Below are 17,393 nucleotides of genomic sequence, written 5' to 3'. Positions count from 1 at the left end.
ACCCTAGGCCGAACGGACGCGAGAGGACTGGTGGGAGCGTCCGGTTTCGGGTACCAACGATCCAGTAGCACTGGTCGGTAACGTACAGTCCTCAATTACCCTAGATGCGGCGAGGTGCCCCTCATGTCCGCTTCCACTCCCTCTTCCCGTCCCGCCGTCACCGAGCGGGAGGCCCGTGAGGTGGCGGAGGCCGCCCGGGAACAGCACTGGCGCAAGCCCAGCTTCGCCAAGGAGCTGTTCCTCGGCCGCTTCCGGCTCGACCTCATCCACCCCCACCCGCTCCCCGGCGACGAGGCGGCCCAGCGCGGCGAGGAGTTCCTCGCCAAGCTCCGCGACTTCGTCGAGACGAAGGTGGACCCGGCCGTCATCGAGCGCGACGCCAGGATCCCCGACGAGGTGATCGACGGCCTGAAGGAGCTCGGCGCCTTCGGCATGAAGATCGACACCAAGTACGGCGGTCTCGGCCTCACGCAGGTGTACTACAACAAGGCCCTCTCCCTGGCCGGCTCCGCCAGTCCCGCGATCGGCGTGCTGCTCTCCGCGCACCAGTCGATCGGTGTGCCACAGCCCTTGAAGATCTTCGGCACCCAGGAGCAGCGCGAGCGCTTCCTGCCGCGCTGCGCCCGCACCGACATCAGCGCCTTCCTGCTCACCGAACCCGACGTCGGCTCCGACCCGGCCCGGCTCGCCACCACCGCGATCCCGGACGATGGGGGCACCTCCCGCTCGAGCGGAGCCGAGAGTGGGGGAGACTACGTCCTCGACGGCGTCAAGCTGTGGACCACCAACGGCGTCGTCGCCGACCTGCTGGTCGTCATGGCCCGGGTCCCGAAGAGCGAGGGCCACCGGGGCGGCATCACCGCCTTCGTCGTGGAGACGAACTCCCCGGGCGTCACCGTGGAGAACCGCAACGCCTTCATGGGCCTGCGCGGCATCGAGAACGGCGTCACCCGCTTCCACCAGGTCCGCGTCCCCGCCGCCAACCGCGTCGGCGAGGAGGGCCAGGGCCTGAAGATCGCCCTGACCACGCTCAACACCGGGCGGCTCTCCCTGCCCGCCTCCTGCGTCGCGGCCGGCAAGTGGTGCCTGAAGATCGCCCGGGAGTGGTCGGCGGTCCGCGAGCAGTGGGGCAAGCCCGTCGCGCACCACGAGGCGGTCGGCTCCAAGATCTCCTTCATCGCGGCCACCACCTTCGCCCTGGAGGCCGTGACGGACCTGGCCTCGCAGATGGCCGACGAGGACCGCAACGACATCCGCATCGAAGGCGCCCTCGCCAAGCTGTACGCCTCCGAGATGGCCTGGACGATGGCCGACGAACTCGTCCAGATCCGCGGCGGACGCGGCTTCGAGACGGCCGAGTCCCTGCGGGCCCGCGGCGAGCGCGGCGTCCCCGCCGAACAGCTCCTGCGCGACCTGCGCATCAACCGCATCTTCGAGGGCTCCACGGAGATCATGCACCTGCTGATCGCCCGCGAGGCCGTCGACGCCCACCTCTCGGTCGCCGGCGACCTCATCGACCCGGAGAAGTCCCTGGGCGACAAGGCCAAGGCGGGCGCGAACGCGGGCGCCTTCTACGCCAAGTGGCTCCCCAAGCTCGTCGCCGGCCCGGGCCAGCTCCCCCTGTCCTACGGCGACTTCAAACACGGCGTGGACCTCTCGGGACACCTGCGCTACGTCGAGCGCACCTCCCGCAAACTCGCCCGCTCCACCTTCTACGCCATGTCCCGCTGGCAGGGCCGGATGGAGTCCAAGCAGGGCTTCCTCGGCCGGATCGTCGACATCGGCGCCGAACTGTTCGCCATGAGCGCGGCCTGCGTACGCGCCGAACTCCTGCGCAAGCAGGGCGACCACGGCCGTGAGGCCTACCAGCTCGCCGACGTCTTCTGCCGCCAGGCCAGGATCCGCGTCGAAGAGCTCTTCAACCGCCTGTGGACCAACACCGACGACCTCGACCGCAAGGTCGTCAAGGGCGTGCTGTCCGGCACGTACGAGTGGCTGGAGCAGGGCATCGTCGACCCCTCGGGCGACGGCCCCTGGATCGCGGACGCGACGCCGGGAGCCTCCCAGCGGGAGAACCTGCACCGCCCGATCCGGTAGACCCGGCCCTTGCAGGGGCGCGAGCCGCCATGGCGCGCGCCCCTGGGAGGGGGATGCGCTGTCCTCACACGCCACCCTTACGGCAACAATGGAGGAATGAGCGACAGTCCAGCCCCTCTCGCAGACCCGCACCTCGTCTACGACCCCGTAGCGGGCGACGGCCCGAAGGACGTGGTGATCCTCGGCTCCACCGGGTCCATCGGCACGCAGGCGATCGACCTCGTGCTGCGCAACCCCGACCGCTTCCGGGTCACCGGCCTGTCCGCCAACGGCGGCCGGGTCGCCCTGCTCGCCGAGCAGGCGTACCGGCTGCGGGTGCCGACGGTCGCGGTCGCGCGCGAGGACGTCGTACCGGCCCTGCGCGAGGCGCTCTCCGCGCAGTACGGCACGGGCGAACCGCTCCCCGAGATCCTCGCGGGACCGGACGCGGCCACGCGGCTGGCGGCATCCGACTGCCACACCGTCCTGAACGGCATCACCGGCTCCATCGGCCTCGCCCCGACCCTGGCCGCCCTGGAGGCGGGCCGCACCCTCGCGCTCGCCAACAAGGAGTCGCTCATCGTGGGCGGCCCGCTGGTCAAGGGCCTCGCCAAGCCCGGCCAGATCATCCCGGTCGACTCCGAGCACGCCGCCCTCTTCCAGGCTTTGGCCGCCGGCACCCGCGCCGACGTCCGCAAGCTGGTCGTCACGGCCTCCGGCGGCCCCTTCCGCGGCCGCACGAAGGAGGAGCTGGCGAACGTCACCGTCGAGGACGCCCTCGCCCACCCCACCTGGGCGATGGGCCCGGTCATCACGATCAACTCCGCGACCCTCGTCAACAAGGGCCTGGAGGTCATCGAGGCACACCTCCTCTACGACATTCCCTTCGACCGCATTGAGGTCGTCGTGCATCCGCAGTCGTATGTCCACTCGATGGTTGAGTTCACGGATGGATCGACACTGGCCCAGGCGACCCCGCCCGACATGCGCGGGCCCATCGCCATCGGCATCGGCTGGCCCGAGCGCGTCCCCGACGCGGCCCCCACCTTCGACTGGAGCAAGGCCTCGACCTGGGAGTTCTTCCCGCTCGACAACGAGGCCTTCCCGTCGGTGAACCTCGCCCGGCACGTCGGCGAACTCGCGGGCACCGCCCCCGCGGTGTTCAATGCGGCCAACGAGGAGTGCGTGGACGCGTTCCGCCAGGGCGCGCTGCCCTTCAACGGCATCATGGAGACCGTCACCCGGGTCGTCGAGGAGCACGGCACCCCGCGTACGGGAACCTCACTCACCGTGTCGGACGTCCTCGAAGCGGAGACCTGGGCGCGGACCCGGGCCCGGGAACTGGCGGCACAGACGGCGGAGGCCCGTGCATGACGACCCTGATGTTCATCCTCGGCATAGTGATCTTCGTGGTCGGCCTGCTGTTCTCGATCGCGTGGCACGAGCTGGGGCACCTGTCGACCGCCAAGCTGTTCGGCATCCGCGTGCCGCAGTACATGGTCGGCTTCGGCCCGACGCTCTGGTCCCGCAAGAAGGGCGAGACCGAGTACGGGATCAAGGCCATCCCGTTCGGCGGCTACATCCGCATGATCGGCATGTTCCCGCCCGGCCCCGACGGCCGGCTCACCGCGCGCTCCACCTCCCCGTGGCGCGGCATGATCGAGGACGCCCGCACCGCCGCCTACGAGGAGCTCAGGCCGGGCGACGAGAACCGCCTGTTCTACACGCGCAAGCCCTGGAAGCGCGTGATCGTGATGTTCGCGGGCCCCTTCATGAACCTGGTCCTCGCGGTGGCGCTGTTCCTCGCCATCCTGATGGGCTTCGGCATCACCCAGCAGACCAACACCGTCAGCTCCGTCTCCCAGTGCGTCATCGCCCAGAGCGAGAACCGCGACAAGTGCGAGAAGGGCGACCCGGCCAGCCCGGCCGCCGCCGCCGGGCTGAAGGCGGGCGACAAGATCGTCTCCTTCAACGGCGTCAAGACCGAGGACTGGAACAAGCTGTCCGACCTCATCCGCGCCACCCCCGGCCAGGAGGTGCCGATCGTCGTCGACCGCAAGGGCCAGGACGTCACCCTTCAGGCGAAGATCGCCACCAACCAGGTCGCCAAGAAGGACTCCAGCGGGCAGATCGTCGAGGGCCAGTACGTCCAGGCCGGCTTCCTCGGCTTCAGCGCGGCCACCGGCGTGGTCAAGCAGGACTTCGGCGAGTCCGTGAGCTGGATGGGAGACCGGATGGGCGACGCCGTCGACTCCCTCGCCGCCCTCCCCGGCAAGATCCCGGCCCTGTGGAACGCGGCCTTCGACGGCGCGCCCCGTGAGGCCGACTCCCCGATGGGCGTGGTCGGCGCGGCCCGTGTCGGCGGTGAGATCTTCACCCTGGACATCCCGCCGACCCAGCAACTGGCCATGGCCCTCATGCTGGTCGCCGGCTTCAACCTCTCCCTGTTCCTGTTCAACATGCTCCCGCTGCTGCCGCTGGACGGCGGCCATGTCGCGGGCGCGCTGTGGGAGTCGCTGCGCCGCAACACCGCCAAGGTGCTGCGCCGGCCGGACCCGGGCCCCTTCGACGTGGCGAAGCTCATGCCGGTCGCCTACGTGGTCGCGGGGATCTTCATCTGCTTCACGATCCTCGTCCTGATCGCGGACGTCGTTAACCCGGTGAGAATCTCCTAGTCATACGCGGTTCGGAGGCGGCCCGGCACACTTCGTGCCGGGCCGCCTTCCATTGGGTGGGGATGCGGGTGGGATGTGCCCGGCCCGGGCCATGTGCCGTAATCTCGAAGCTCGGAGCCCGCTGCTCACGGGACCGGACCTTGATCCACGACTTGGGGTTGCACAGCAGATGACTGCGATTTCTCTCGGCATGCCGTCCGTACCGACCAGGCTCGCCGAGCGCCGGAAGAGCCGCCAGATCCAGGTCGGGGCCGTGGCGGTCGGCGGAGACGCCCCCGTCTCGGTGCAGTCGATGACCACGACGCGTACGTCCGACATCGGCTCCACCCTCCAGCAGATCGCCGAGCTGACCGCCTCCGGCTGTCAGATCGTCCGCGTCGCCTGCCCGACCCAGGACGACGCCGACGCCCTGGCGACCATCGCCCGCAAGTCGCAGATCCCGGTCATCGCCGACATCCACTTCCAGCCGAAGTACGTCTTCGCCGCGATCGAGGCGGGCTGCGCGGCCGTCCGCGTCAACCCGGGCAACATCAAGCAGTTCGACGACAAGGTCAAGGAGATCGCGCGGGCCGCCAAGGACCACGGCACCCCGATCCGGATCGGCGTCAACGCGGGCTCGCTGGACCGCCGTCTGCTGCAGAAGTACGGCAAGGCGACCCCTGAGGCGCTGGCCGAGTCCGCCCTGTGGGAGGCCTCCCTCTTCGAGGAGCACGGCTTCCGCGACATCAAGATCTCGGTCAAGCACAACGACCCGGTCGTGATGGTCGAGGCGTACCGCCAGCTCGCGGCCCAGTGCGACTACCCGCTGCACCTCGGCGTGACGGAGGCGGGCCCGGCCTTCCAGGGCACGATCAAGTCGGCCGTCGCCTTCGGCGCGCTGCTCTCCCAGGGCATCGGCGACACGATCCGCGTCTCCCTGTCGGCCCCGCCGGTCGAGGAGGTCAAGGTCGGCAACCAGATCCTGGAGTCCCTGAACCTCAAGCAGCGCGGCCTGGAGATCGTCTCCTGCCCGTCCTGCGGCCGCGCCCAGGTCGACGTCTACAAGCTGGCCGAAGAGGTCACGGCGGGCCTGACCGGCATGGAGGTCCCCCTCCGCGTCGCCGTCATGGGCTGCGTCGTCAACGGCCCCGGCGAGGCCCGCGAGGCCGACCTCGGCGTGGCCTCCGGCAACGGCAAGGGGCAGATCTTCGTCAAGGGCGAGGTCATCAAGACCGTCCCCGAGTCCAAGATCGTCGAGACCCTCATCGAAGAGGCCATGAAGATCGCCGAGCAGATGGAAGCGGACGGCGTCGCCTCGGGCGAGCCGTCGGTGGCGGTCGCGGGCTGAGCCTGTCTTTTCAGGGGCGCGGGGCTGTTGTCGATATGCGGCTCCGCCGCGTGGGCGCGACAAGCCACAACGCACCCGCGCCCGCCGCTGAACCTCTACTCCCGAGCTCCTAGGCGCCCCACCCAAGCAGCGCAGCTATAGTGCGGGGACCAGCAACCCCCAGGAGTGTGTGAGGCCCCGCACTTGTTGACGCAGACCACCTCACGGGTCCTCGAACCGAGCGACCTGGACGCCGCGCTCGCCGTACTCGACCGCGAGCCCGTCGCGAACGCCTTCGTGACGTCCAGGGTGCAGATCGCCGGCCTCGACCCGTGGCGGCTCGGCGGCGAGATGTGGGGCTGGTACGAGGACGGCATGCTGACGTCCCTGTGCTACGCGGGCGCCAACCTGGTCCCGATCTGCGCCGGCCCGCGTGCCGTCCGTGCCTTCGCCGACCGGGCCCGCCGGGCCGGCCGCCGCTGCTCCTCCATCGTCGGCCCCGCCGGGTCCACCGCCGACCTGTGGCGGCTGCTGGAACCCCAGTGGGGCCCGGCCCGCGACGTCCGCCGCCGGCAGCCGCTCATGGTCACCGACAGCCTGCCGGCCGGCATCGCCCCGGACCCCTACGTCCGCCGCGTCCGCAAGGACGAGATGGAAACGCTCATGCCGGCGTGTGTGGCGATGTTCACCGAGGAGGTCGGGATCTCCCCGCTCGCCGGCGACGGGGGCCTCCTCTACCAGGCCCGCGTCGCCGAACTCGTCGGCTCCGGCCGCGCGTTCGCCCGCTTCGACGCGGACGGCAAGGTCGTCTTCAAGGCGGAGATCGGCGCCGCGACGGACCGCGCCTGCCAGATCCAGGGCGTGTGGGTGGCCCCCGAGTACCGCGGCACGGGCCTGGCCGCCCCCGGCATGGCGGCCGTGCTGCGCTACGCCCTCGCCGACGTCGCCCCGGTCGTCAGCCTCTACGTGAACGACTTCAACACGGCGGCCCGCAGGACGTACCAAAGAGTCGGCTTCCAGGAGGTCGGCGCCTTCATGAGCGTGCTCTTCTGATCGGACCTGAGGGGAGCCGGCCCCAGGGGCGCGGGGAACTGCGCGACGAGCCAGAGACGGCCCGCACCCGGCTGACAAACGTAACGCCCCTGTAGGCTCCCCGCCATGGACCTCGTGATCGGCCCACTCGACCTCCCCGCCCACGTCGACGAGGCCCTGGCCGTCCAAGCCGTGGCCTTCGGCCTGGGCCCGGACGAGGTAGCCGTCCGCCGCCAGATCGTCCTGCGCCACATGACGTACCCGGGCGCCCGCGCCCTCGGCGCGAAAGAGGGCGGAAACCTCGTAGGGTTCGTCTACGGCATGCCCAACGACCGCACCCACTGGTGGTCCACCGTCGTGGAGCCCTATCTCAGAGCCAACCACCACGACCACTGGCTCGACGACTCCTTCGTGATCACGGAACTGCACGTCCACCCCGCCCACCAGAGCCGCGGCATCGGACGCACCCTGATCACCACCATCACCGACGGCGCCGCCGAACCCCGCTCGATCCTCTCCGCGATCGACACCGAGAGCCCCGCCCGCGCCCTCTACCGTTCCCTCGGCTACCAGGACCTCGCCCGCCAGGTCCTCTTCCCCAGCGCCCCCAAGCCGTACGCCGTGATGGGCGCCCCGCTGCCCCTGCGCCGCGGATAACGGATTTCCGCCCCCGCGCACCCCCCGGATAACCTCCTGCCATCACCTACACGCAGCAGGAGCAGAGGAACCATGGCGAACGCACCGGTCCAGCGCATGTCCCAGTTGATGGCGAAGACGTTGCGCGACGACCCGGCGGACGCCGAGGTCCTCAGCCACAAGCTCCTCGTCCGCGCCGGGTACGTGCGCCGTACCGCCGCCGGCATCTGGAGCTGGCTGCCGCTCGGCAAGCGGGTCCTGTCCAACGTGGAGCGCATCGTCCGCGAGGAGATGGACGCGATCGGCGCCCAGGAGGTGCTGCTCCCCGCCATCCTGCCGCGTGAGCCGTACGAGGCCACCGGCCGCTGGGAGGAGTACGGCCCCGAGCTGTTCCGTCTCCAGGACCGCAGGGGCGGCGACTACCTCCTCGGCCCCACCCACGAGGAGATCTTCACCCTGCTGGTGAAGGACCAGGCGTCCTCCTACAAGGACCTGCCCGTGGTCCTCTACCAGATCCAGAACAAGTACCGCGACGAGGCCCGGCCCCGCGCGGGCATCCTGCGCGGCCGCGAGTTCCTGATGAAGGACTCCTACTCCTTCGACACCGAGGACGAGGGCCTCGCCAAGTCCTACGCCCTGCACCGCGAGGCCTACCAGAAGATCTTCGCGCGCCTCGGCCTCGACTACCGCATCTGCGCCGCCACCGCCGGCGCCATGGGCGGCTCCAAGTCCGAGGAGTTCCTCGCCCCGGCCGAGGCCGGCGAGGACACCTTCGCCGACTGCCCGAACTGCGACTTCGCCGCCAACACCGAGGCGATCACGTACGAGTTGAAGTCCGTCGACGCCTCCGCTGTCCCGGCCGCCGAGGACATCCCGACCCCCGACACCCCGACCATCGAGACCCTGGCCGCCTCCCTCGGCGTCCCGGCCTCCGCCACGCTGAAGAACCTGCTGGTCAAGGTCGACGGCGAGATCGTCGCCGTCGGCGTCCCCGGTGACCGCGAGGTCGACATGGACAAGGTCGAGGCCCACTTCGCCCCGGCCGCCGTCGAGCTGGTCACCGAGACGGACTTCGCGACCCGCCCCGACCTGGTGCGCGGCTACGTCGGACCGCGGGGCCTGGAGAAGGTCACCTACATCGCCGACCCGCGCGTGGCACCCGGCACGGCCTGGATCACCGGCGCCAACAAGGCCGGCACGCACACGAAGAACGTCGTCGCGGGCCGCGACTTCGAGGTCGGCGAGTACGTCGACGTCGTGGTCGTGCAGGAGGGCGACCCCTGCCCGAAGTGCGGCACCGGCCTCGTCCTCGACCGCGCCATCGAGATCGGCCACATCTTCCAGCTCGGCCGCAAGTACACCGACGCCCTCAAGCTCGACGTCCTCGGCCAGAACGGCAAGCCGGTCCGCGTCACCATGGGCTCCTACGGCGTCGGCGTCTCCCGCGCGGTCGCCGCCCTCGCCGAGCAGAGCGCCGACGACAAGGGCCTGTGCTGGCCCCAGGAGGTCGCCCCGGCCGACGTCCACGTGGTCGCCGCCGGCAAGGCCCTCCAGACCGAACTGGCCCTCGACATCTCCGAGAAGCTGGCCAAGGCCGGTGTCCGCGTCCTGGTCGACGACCGCCCCGGCGTCTCCCCGGGCGTCAAGTTCACGGACTCCGAGCTGATCGGCGTACCGCAGATCCTGGTGGCCGGCCGGCGCGCGGCCGACGGCGTGGTGGAGCTGAAGGACCGCCGCACCGGCGAGCGCGAGGAGCTGACGGTCGAGGAGGCCATCGCCCGGCTCACCGCCTGAGCGTGCGCGCCCTGTGGGCGCTCCGGTCCTCCGGAGCGCTCACAGCCAGGCCGCGAACTCCAGCAGCAGCTCCGCGTCCCGGGGCCGCCCGACCCGCCCCGCCCGCACACCGGACTCCACGGCCCGGAACAGCGTCCATCCGCGCAGCCGCTCCTGGTCCACGTCCAGGGACTCGGCCAGCCGCTTCACCCGGCGCCGGGTCGTGGCCGCGCCGGACGGCTGGGCGATCAGATCCTCCACCCGGTCGCGCACCAGCCGCGCCAGATCGAAGGCGCACTCGCCGACCACCGGGTCGGGGCCCACGGCGAGCCATGGCATCCGCTCCCCGGCGAGCACCTTGCTCTGGCGGAACGTGCCGTGCAGCAGCCGGTGTTCGGGCGGCCCGGCCAGCAGCTCCTCGCGCGCCGCGAGTGCCAGGTCGACGAGCGGGGCCACCTCGGGATCGGCCCCCGCCCGCGCCCGCATCGCCTCGGCCTGCCGCCCGGTCCGCTCGGCCACGGTCTCGAAGGGGAAATCGGACGGCGGCTCCACCCACAGCCGCCGCAGCGTCCCCGCAGCCTCCAGCAGCGCCTTCGCCTCCGGCAGCGACCGCACCGACACATCGGGATGCAGCCGCTCCAGCAGCAGCGCACCCTCGGCCGTGAAGGGTTCCACCAGCTGTACGGCACCCAGACCGCCCCAGTGCGCGAGCGCGGCCCGCTCCGCCTCCGGGCGGGCCCGGACCGGTGCCAGCTTGAGCACGGCGGGTGTCCCGTCGGCCGTCCGCACCAGTACGACCAGGCTGCTGCGCCCGCCGGGCACCTGCACACGCTCCACGGTCAACTCGCGTAGAGCGACGGCCCGCCGCGCCGCCTCGGGCAGCTTCTCCAGCCAGTCGTCACCGTCCGGTGCCGTCTCACCGAGCGCCCTGACCAGGCGCTTCGGCGGTTCGAAAACCATGCGCGAGTCGTTCCCTTCGTACTGTCCGCGGTGCGTGCCCTACGGGGTCACGCCGTGGGCGCGGCCGCGGGCGGAGCCGTGTCCGCCCGCTCGGCGAGCCCAGGGAAGGCTACGCTCTCGCCCCGCCACCGCACCGCACGCACCGCGGCCTCCCGCAGCGCCTCGGCCGCCAGCACCCGCCGCCCGCCGGCCGCCGCGCGCACCAGATCCGAGTAGACCCCGGCCACCCGGTCCTCCAGCTCGGCGGCGAGCCGCACGGCGGCCCCGGCGTCCGACACCGGGAACGGCAGCGCGTACCCGGCGGCCGCGGCCGCGGGCCTGCCACCCAGGTCCTTCACCTCGCGCGCCAGCGCATCCCTGCGCGCCCGGTGCGCGTCGTACGCCCTGTGTGCCTCAACGCGCTGCCCGTCGCCGATCCGCCCGCCGACGACGCCGTACCCGTACACCGCCGCGTGCTCGGCGGCCAGCGCCGCCTGGAGGGCCCGCAGCTCCTGGTCCTTCGCGTCGCTCACGCGTCCCCCTCCGTCAGCAGATAGACGTGCGCCGCCCCGGCGGCCGCCACCGAGGCCAGCAGCCGCGCCAGCTCGCCCTCCACCCCGACCAGTGCCTTGGCCCGCCGGTCGGCGAGTTCCCGCTCCGAGGAAGCGAGCGAGGCGAGCGCGTCCCGGTCGTTCCCCGGCACGGCGGCGGCCGAGGGCGAAGAGGGAGAGGCGGAAGGAGAGGGAGAGGCAGCCGCCTTCCGGCCGCCGCCGAACGCCCGCGCGTGCCGTACGACCTCCTCCCGCAGCGGTCGCAGCCACTCCGCGAGCCCCGGGCGGGCGGCGATCACCGCGTCATACCGCTCGACCAGCTCCTCGCTGTCCCGCACCGCACGCGCGCGTGCCCTGTGGTCGGCGGCCGACGGGCCGTCGCCCGGGTCACCGGAGTCCTCGTCGCCGGCGGTGCAGCCCGCCAGGGCGAGGGCCGCCGGGCCGACGGCCAGCAGGCTCCTTCTTCGCGGCCCCGAGCGGGCGCGCGGCGATGGGGAAAACGGCACTTCGGACGTCCTCGGGGGGCTCGTACGAGAAAGAAGCGACTGGCAGGGCTGCACGCCCGTGATCACGGTACCCGGGCCTTGGCCCGGGACCACTCAGCGGCACCGTTCGTCACCGGGTGGACGGCAACACTCCCTGCGACCGGATACCCTTTGACCAGACACGCGCCCCATCCCACAACAGCACACGCGGCCGAGGAGTCACCCGGATGAGCACCACCCAGAGCGAGAGGCTGCGAGAACTACTGGAACCGCTCGTCAGCTCTCAGGGCCTGGACCTCGAAGAGATCGAAGTGGACTCCGTCGGACGCAAGCGTGTGCTGCGCGTGGTCGTCGACTCGGACACGGGCGCCGACCTGGACCAGATCGCCGATGTGAGCCGCGCGCTCTCGGCGAAGCTCGACGAGTCGGACGCGATGGGCGAGGGGGAGTACACCCTCGAGGTCGGCACCCCGGGCGCGGAGCGCCTCCTCACGGAACACCGGCACTACGTGCGCGCCCAGGACCGCCTGGTGAAGTTCCAGCTGGCCGAGGGCGGCGAGCTGGTCGCCCGGATCCTGAAGGTCGACGACGACGGTGTCGACACCGAGATCCCCGGAGTCAAGGGCCGCAAGCCCACCGCCCGCAGACTCGCCTTCGACGACATCGTCCGGGCGCGTGTTCAGGTCGAGTTCAGCCGCAAGGACAACAAGAAGGAAGAGGAGGCGTAGCCGTGGACATCGACATGAGCGCCCTGCGGGGCTTGGTTCGGGAGAAGGAGATCTCCTTCGACCTGCTGGTCGAGGCGATCGAGTCGGCCCTCCTCATCGCCTACCACCGCACCGAGGGAAGCCGCCGTCACGCGCGCGTGGAGCTCAACCGGCAGACCGGCCATGTGACCGTGTGGGCGAAGGAGGACCCCGACGACCTCGAGGAGGGCCAGGAGGCCCGCGAGTTCGACGACACCCCCACGGGCTTCGGCCGTATCGCCGCCACCACGGCCAAGCAGGTCATCCTGCAGCGCCTGCGCGACGCCGAGGACGACGCGACGCTCGGTGAGTACGCCGGCCGCGAGGGCGACATCGTCACCGGCGTCGTCCAGCAGGGCCGCGACCCGAAGAACGTGCTCGTCGACATCGGCAAGCTCGAGGCCATCCTGCCGGTGCAGGAGCAGGTGCCGGGCGAGACCTACCAGCACGGCATGCGCCTGCGGTCGTACGTCGTCCGGGTGGCCAAGGGCGTACGCGGCCCGTCCGTGACGCTGTCCCGTACGCACCCCAATCTGGTGAAGAAGCTGTTCGCCCTGGAGGTGCCGGAGATCGCCGACGGGTCCGTGGAGATCTCCGCGATCGCCCGCGAGGCCGGTCACCGGACGAAGATCGCCGTCCGCTCCACCCGGTCCGGCCTGAACGCCAAGGGCGCCTGCATCGGCCCCATGGGCGGCCGTGTGCGCAACGTGATGGGCGAGCTGAACGGCGAGAAGATCGACATCGTCGACTGGTCGGAGGACCCGGCCGAGATGGTGGCGAACGCGCTGTCCCCGGCCCGTGTCTCCAAGGTGGAGATCGTGGACATGGCGACCCGGTCGGCCCGGGTGACCGTGCCCGACTACCAGCTCTCCCTGGCCATCGGCAAGGAAGGGCAGAACGCCCGGCTCGCCGCCCGGCTGACCGGCTGGCGGATCGACATCCGCCCGGACACGGAACCGGCGGGGAACGGCTCCGGAGAGTAGCTCCGGGGAATAGATCCAAGCCGCGGGTCGTTCAGATCACGACAGGTTCATGCGCGGCAACTGTTCGAATCCTGCCCCAAAGGGGTCAGGCGCGTACGGGGAGGTAGACTTAACGGTGTCTGGCCGGACGCGCGTCCGCGCATGCCCTGAACGCACTTGTGTGGGGTGTCGGGAGCGAGCGGCCAAGGCCGATCTGTTGCGGATCGTGTTGATCGAGGACGCATGCGCCCCTGATCCTCGCGGTACGCTGCCCGGCCGGGGTGCGTACGTACACCCCGCCCAGATCTGTCTCGACCAGGCGGTACGCCGACGGGCGTTCACGAGGGCACTGCGCGCCCCGGGACCGCTCGACACAAAGGCGTTGCGCCGATACGTCGAGCAGACAACAGTTGCCGACCAGGCAACACGGTAAAGACGTGTCGCACGGAACACCGTGCGGCTTGGTACCTCGCGAGTCGAAAGCAGGTCGAGATTGCGATGAGCACTCGATGAGTACGCGATGAGTACGCCCATGAACTAGCGACGGTCCGGACGTAACCCGGACCTCAAAGGAGCGAAGTGGCTAAGGTCCGGGTCTACGAACTCGCCAAGGAGTTCGGTGTAGAGAGCAAGGTCGTCATGGCCAAGCTCCAGGAACTCGGTGAATTCGTCCGTTCGGCGTCTTCGACGATCGAAGCGCCCGTCGTACGCAAACTGACTGACGCCTTCCAGGGTGGCGGCAACGGCAAGTCCGCCGCGAAGCCCGCAGCCCCCAAGAAGGCCGCCCCCCGTCCCGCCGCGCCCTCTCCGGCGCAGGCGGCACGTCCGGCTGCCCCGAAGCCGCCGGCGGCGCCCAAGCCCGCCGCGGCCCAGGAGCCGTCGGCTCCCGCAGCCCCGTCGGCCCCCGCGCCGACCCCGGGTCCGCGTCCGACGCCGGGCCCCAAGCCCGCGCCGCGTCCGGCCCCGGCCGCGCCCGAGTTCACGGCGCCGCCCGCTGCGGCTCCGTCCCCGGCCGCGCCGAAGCCCGCCGGCGGGCGCCCCGGCGCCCCCAAGCCCGGTGGTGGCCGCCCCTCCGGCGGTCCCGGCCAGGGCCAGGGCGGCCAGGGCCGTCCCGGCGGCGAGCGTGGCCCGCGTCCCGGTGCTCCGGCGCCGCGTCAGGGCGGTTCCCGTCCGGCCGGTCCGCGTCCGGGCAACAACCCCTTCACCTCCGGTGGCTCCACCGGAATGGCGCGCCCGCAGGCGCCCCGTCCGCAGGGTGGCCGTCCCGGCCCCGGCGGCCAGGGTGGCGGCCCCCGTCCCCAGGCGCCCGGCGCCCAGGGCGGCGGCGGTCCGCGTCCGCAGGCTCCGGGCGGCAACCGTCCGAGCCCGGGCTCGATGCCGCGTCCGCAGGGCGGCGGTCCGCGTCCCGGCGGCGGCCCCGGCGGCCCGCGTCCGAACCCCGGCATGATGCCGCAGCGTCCGGCTGCCGGCCCGCGTCCCGGTGGCGGTGGCCCCGGCGGCCGCGGTCCCGGTGGCGGCGGTCGTCCCGGTGGCGGCGGCGGTCGCCCGGGTGGCGGCGGCTTCGCCGGTCGTCCCGGTGGCGGCGGCGGCTTCGCCGGTCGTCCGGGTGGTCCCGGTGGCGGTGGCGGCGGTTTCGCCGGTCGTCCGGGTGGTCCCGGCGGCGGCGGTCGTCCCGGCTTCGGTGGCCGTCCCGGTGGCCCCGGTGGCCGTGGTGGCACGCAGGGTGCCTTCGGTCGTCCGGGTGGTCCCGCCCGTCGCGGCCGCAAGTCGAAGCGGCAGAGGCGCCAGGAGTACGAGGCCATGCAGGCCCCGTCGGTCGGCGGTGTGATGCTGCCTCGCGGCAACGGCGAGACCGTTCGCCTGTCGCGCGGTGCCTCCCTCACCGACTTCGCGGAGAAGATCAACGCCAACCCGGCGTCGCTCGTCGCGGTCATGATGAACCTCGGCGAGATGGTCACTGCCACGCAGTCCGTCTCCGACGAGACGCTCCAGCTCCTCGCCGGCGAGATGAACTACACGGTTCAGATCGTCAGCCCGGAGGAGGAGGACCGCGAGCTCCTCGAGTCCTTCGACATCGAGTTCGGCGAGGACGAGGGCGACGAGGAGGACCTGATGGTCCGCCCGCCCGTCGTCACCGTCATGGGTCACGTCGACCACGGTAAGACCCGGCTCCTCGACGCCATCCGCAAGACGAACGTCATCGCGGGCGAGGCCGGCGGCATCACCCAGCACATCGGTGCCTACCAGGTTGCGACCGAGGTCAACGAGGAAGAGCGCAAGATCACCTTCATCGACACCCCGGGTCACGAGGCGTTCACCGCCATGCGTGCCCGTGGTGCGAGGTCGACCGACATCGCGATCCTGGTCGTCGCGGCCAACGACGGCGTCATGCCGCAGACGGTCGAGGCGCTCAACCACGCGAAGGCGGCCGAGGTCCCGATCGTCGTCGCGGTCAACAAGATCGACGTCGAGGGCGCGGACCCGACCAAGGTGCGCGGTCAGCTGACCGAGTACGGCCTCGTGGCCGAGGAGTACGGCGGCGAGACCATGTTCGTCGACATCTCCGCCAAGCAGGGTCTGCACATCGACTCCCTGCTGGAGGCCGTGGTCCTCACGGCCGACGCCTCGCTCGACCTGCGGGCCAACCCGAACCAGGACGCGCAGGGCATCTCGATCGAGTCCCGTCTCGACCGCGGCCGTGGTGCCGTGTCGACGGTCCTCGTCCAGCGCGGCACGCTGCGGGTCGGCGACACCATGGTGGTCGGCGACGCGTACGGCCGAGTCCGGGCGATGCACGACGACAACGGCAACAGCGTTGCCGAGGCCGGTCCCTCGACGCCGGTTCAGGTCCTGGGCCTGACCAACGTCCCGGGCGCGGGCGACAACTTCCTGGTGGTCGACGAGGACCGTACGGCCCGTCAGATCGCCGAGAAGCGCGCCGCCCGTGAGCGGAACGCCGCGTTCGCCAAGCGCACGCGCCGTGTCTCGCTCGAGGACCTGGACAAGGTGCTCAAGGCCGGCGAGGTCCAGCAGCTGAACCTGATCATCAAGGGTGACGCTTCTGGTTCGGTCGAGGCGCTCGAGTCCTCCCTGCTCCAGCTGGACGTCGGCGAAGAGGTCGACATCCGGGTCCTGCACCGCGGCGTCGGTGCGGTCACGGAGTCCGACATCGACCTGGCGATGGGCTCGGACGCGATCGTCATCGGCTTCAACGTCCGCGCTGCCGGACGTGCCCAGCAGATGGCGGAGCGCGAGGGCGTGGACGTCCGCTACTACTCGGTCATCTACCAGGCGATCGAGGAGATCGAGGCGGCCCTCAAGGGCATGCTCAAGCCGGAGTACGAAGAGGTCGAGCTCGGTACGGCGGAGATCCGCGAGGTCTTCAAGTCGTCCAAGCTGGGCAACATCGCGGGTGTTCTCATCCGCTCCGGCGAGGTCAAGCGGAACACCAAGGCCCGCCTGCTGCGCGATGGCAAGGTCATCGCGGAGAGCCTCAACATCGAGGGCCTGCGTCGCTTCAAGGACGACGTCACCGAGATCCGCGAAGGGTTCGAGGGCGGTATCAACCTCGGCAACTTCAACGACATCAAGGTCGACGACGTCATCGCGACGTACGAGATGCGCGAGAAGCCGCGGGTCTGACCCACGGTTTCCACCGACCGGCCGACGCGGCACCCGCCGCGTCGGCCGGCTGGCCGTTGGCACGCGGGTCCGGGGCGGAGCCCCGGACAGCACCTCGAACCCACCGCGTCGGGCGGGTGGCGGGCAAAGGAAAACCCCGTCGAGCCACCGGCAGGTTCGCGGTACCGTTCTTGATGTCCCTGCCACCCAAACCGCAGGGCCATCGATCCCGTACCGGCGGGTCATCCGGATACACATGTACGTGGGGACTCTGTCCTTCGACCTGCTCCTCGGCGACGTCCGGTCGCTGAAGGAGAAGCGCTCCGTCGTCCGCCCCATCGTCGCCGAGCTCCAGCGCAAGTACGCGGTGAGCGCGGCCGAGGTGGACCATATGGACCTCCATCGCAGGGCCGTCGTCGGCCTCGCGTTGGTGTCCGGCGACGCGGGGCACCTGAGCGAGGTACTCGACCGGTGCGAACGGCTGGTCGCCGCCCGCCCCGAGGTGGAGCTGCTGTCCGTCAGGCGGCGCTTCCACGGCGAAGACGACTGACGACCCAGAGAACGACCCAGACAGGAAAGAACGGGAGACGG

General features: G+C 71.2%; 15 protein-coding genes. 12 read left to right on the top strand and 3 right to left on the bottom strand.

Annotated features, from left to right (window positions below):
• Positions 1-123: 123 nt before the first annotated feature.
• The 7 genes from ACIBK5_RS26485 to ACIBK5_RS26455 all read left to right on the top strand — a co-directional run bounded on the left by ACIBK5_RS26485 (position 124) and on the right by ACIBK5_RS26455 (position 9,519).
• Positions 124-2,097 carry an acyl-CoA dehydrogenase family protein gene (locus tag ACIBK5_RS26485; protein WP_399023128.1) on the top strand — a complete coding sequence of 658 codons (1,974 nt, stop codon included), beginning with the start codon at positions 124-126 and terminating at the stop codon, positions 2,095-2,097.
• 96 nt (positions 2,098-2,193) lie between these two features.
• The gene (gene dxr, locus ACIBK5_RS26480; RefSeq protein ID WP_399023127.1) at positions 2,194-3,450 is read left to right on the top strand and encodes a 1-deoxy-D-xylulose-5-phosphate reductoisomerase; all 1,257 of its coding nucleotides are present in this window, start codon (positions 2,194-2,196) and stop codon (positions 3,448-3,450) included.
• A gap of 8 nt (positions 3,451-3,458) precedes the next feature.
• Positions 3,459-4,751, top strand: coding sequence for a M50 family metallopeptidase (locus tag ACIBK5_RS26475; RefSeq protein WP_399023543.1), 1,293 nt, complete (start codon positions 3,459-3,461; stop codon positions 4,749-4,751).
• 169 nt (positions 4,752-4,920) lie between these two features.
• Positions 4,921-6,078: a flavodoxin-dependent (E)-4-hydroxy-3-methylbut-2-enyl-diphosphate synthase gene (gene ispG, locus ACIBK5_RS26470; protein WP_399023125.1), complete on the top strand. Its 1,158-nt coding sequence runs from the start codon at positions 4,921-4,923 to the stop codon at positions 6,076-6,078.
• Positions 6,079-6,261: 183 nt separating this feature from the next.
• A complete protein-coding gene (locus tag ACIBK5_RS26465) occupies positions 6,262-7,110 on the top strand; it encodes a GNAT family N-acetyltransferase (RefSeq protein WP_382496758.1) in 849 nt (282 codons plus the stop codon).
• Between the two features lie 105 nt (positions 7,111-7,215).
• Positions 7,216-7,746, top strand: coding sequence for a GNAT family N-acetyltransferase (locus ACIBK5_RS26460; protein WP_391102877.1), 531 nt, complete (start codon positions 7,216-7,218; stop codon positions 7,744-7,746).
• A 72-nt stretch (positions 7,747-7,818) separates the two neighbouring features.
• A complete protein-coding gene (locus tag ACIBK5_RS26455) occupies positions 7,819-9,519 on the top strand; it encodes a proline--tRNA ligase (protein WP_399023123.1) in 1,701 nt (566 codons plus the stop codon).
• A gap of 39 nt (positions 9,520-9,558) precedes the next feature.
• Here the strand turns inward: ACIBK5_RS26455 and ACIBK5_RS26450 are convergent, their stop codons facing one another.
• The 3 genes from ACIBK5_RS26450 to ACIBK5_RS26440 are packed head-to-tail and all read right to left on the bottom strand — an operon-like array spanning position 9,559 to position 11,494.
• Positions 9,559-10,458 (bottom strand): aminoglycoside phosphotransferase family protein, encoded by a 900-nt coding sequence (locus tag ACIBK5_RS26450; RefSeq protein ID WP_399023121.1) that lies wholly within the window; start codon positions 10,456-10,458, stop codon positions 9,559-9,561.
• Between the two features lie 47 nt (positions 10,459-10,505).
• Positions 10,506-10,970 (bottom strand): ferritin-like domain-containing protein, encoded by a 465-nt coding sequence (locus tag ACIBK5_RS26445; protein ID WP_399023119.1) that lies wholly within the window; start codon positions 10,968-10,970, stop codon positions 10,506-10,508.
• Complete coding sequence (locus ACIBK5_RS26440; RefSeq protein WP_399023117.1) at positions 10,967-11,494, bottom strand: hypothetical protein; 528 nt, start codon at positions 11,492-11,494, stop codon at positions 10,967-10,969. The genes ACIBK5_RS26445 and ACIBK5_RS26440 overlap by 4 nt, the downstream gene beginning before the upstream one ends.
• 206 nt (positions 11,495-11,700) lie before the next feature.
• Between ACIBK5_RS26440 and rimP the strand changes: the two genes are divergently transcribed.
• The 5 genes from rimP (at position 11,701) to ACIBK5_RS26415 (ending at position 17,352) form a co-directional block, all read left to right on the top strand.
• Positions 11,701-12,201 (top strand): ribosome maturation factor RimP, encoded by a 501-nt coding sequence (gene rimP / locus ACIBK5_RS26435; protein ID WP_399023115.1) that lies wholly within the window; start codon positions 11,701-11,703, stop codon positions 12,199-12,201.
• 2 nt (positions 12,202-12,203) lie between these two features.
• On the top strand, positions 12,204-13,202 hold the full coding sequence (gene nusA / locus ACIBK5_RS26430) for a transcription termination factor NusA (protein WP_399023113.1): 999 nt from the start codon (positions 12,204-12,206) through the stop codon (positions 13,200-13,202).
• Between the two features lie 115 nt (positions 13,203-13,317).
• A complete protein-coding gene (locus ACIBK5_RS26425; protein WP_184598383.1) occupies positions 13,318-13,614 on the top strand; it encodes a YlxR family protein in 297 nt (98 codons plus the stop codon).
• A gap of 146 nt (positions 13,615-13,760) precedes the next feature.
• A complete protein-coding gene (infB, locus tag ACIBK5_RS26420; RefSeq protein WP_399023111.1) occupies positions 13,761-16,823 on the top strand; it encodes a translation initiation factor IF-2 in 3,063 nt (1,020 codons plus the stop codon).
• A 235-nt stretch (positions 16,824-17,058) separates the two neighbouring features.
• Positions 17,059-17,352, top strand: coding sequence for a DUF503 domain-containing protein (locus ACIBK5_RS26415; RefSeq protein WP_184598380.1), 294 nt, complete (start codon positions 17,059-17,061; stop codon positions 17,350-17,352).
• The last annotated feature ends 41 nt before the right edge of the window (positions 17,353-17,393 follow it).

The sequence above is a fragment of the Streptomyces sp. NPDC050546 genome, assembly GCF_044457425.1.
Classification (GTDB): Bacteria; Actinomycetota; Actinomycetes; order Streptomycetales; family Streptomycetaceae; genus Streptomyces.
Note: the sequence above shows the minus strand (reverse complement) of the source record. Positions and strands in the feature narration are given on the sequence as shown.

Coding starts and splice junctions, on each gene's coding strand:
- ACIBK5_RS26485 (WP_399023128.1), top strand. CDS start 124: ATGTCCGCTTCCACTCCCTCTTCCCGTCCCGCCGTCACCGAGCGGGAG.
- dxr (WP_399023127.1), top strand. CDS start 2,194: ATGAGCGACAGTCCAGCCCCTCTCGCAGACCCGCACCTCGTCTACGAC.
- ACIBK5_RS26475 (WP_399023543.1), top strand. CDS start 3,459: ATGTTCATCCTCGGCATAGTGATCTTCGTGGTCGGCCTGCTGTTCTCG.
- ispG (WP_399023125.1), top strand. CDS start 4,921: ATGACTGCGATTTCTCTCGGCATGCCGTCCGTACCGACCAGGCTCGCC.
- ACIBK5_RS26460 (WP_391102877.1), top strand. CDS start 7,216: ATGGACCTCGTGATCGGCCCACTCGACCTCCCCGCCCACGTCGACGAG.
- ACIBK5_RS26455 (WP_399023123.1), top strand. CDS start 7,819: ATGGCGAACGCACCGGTCCAGCGCATGTCCCAGTTGATGGCGAAGACG.
- ACIBK5_RS26450 (WP_399023121.1), bottom strand. CDS start 10,458: ATGGTTTTCGAACCGCCGAAGCGCCTGGTCAGGGCGCTCGGTGAGACG.
- rimP (WP_399023115.1), top strand. CDS start 11,701: ATGAGCACCACCCAGAGCGAGAGGCTGCGAGAACTACTGGAACCGCTC.
- ACIBK5_RS26415 (WP_184598380.1), top strand. CDS start 17,059: ATGTACGTGGGGACTCTGTCCTTCGACCTGCTCCTCGGCGACGTCCGG.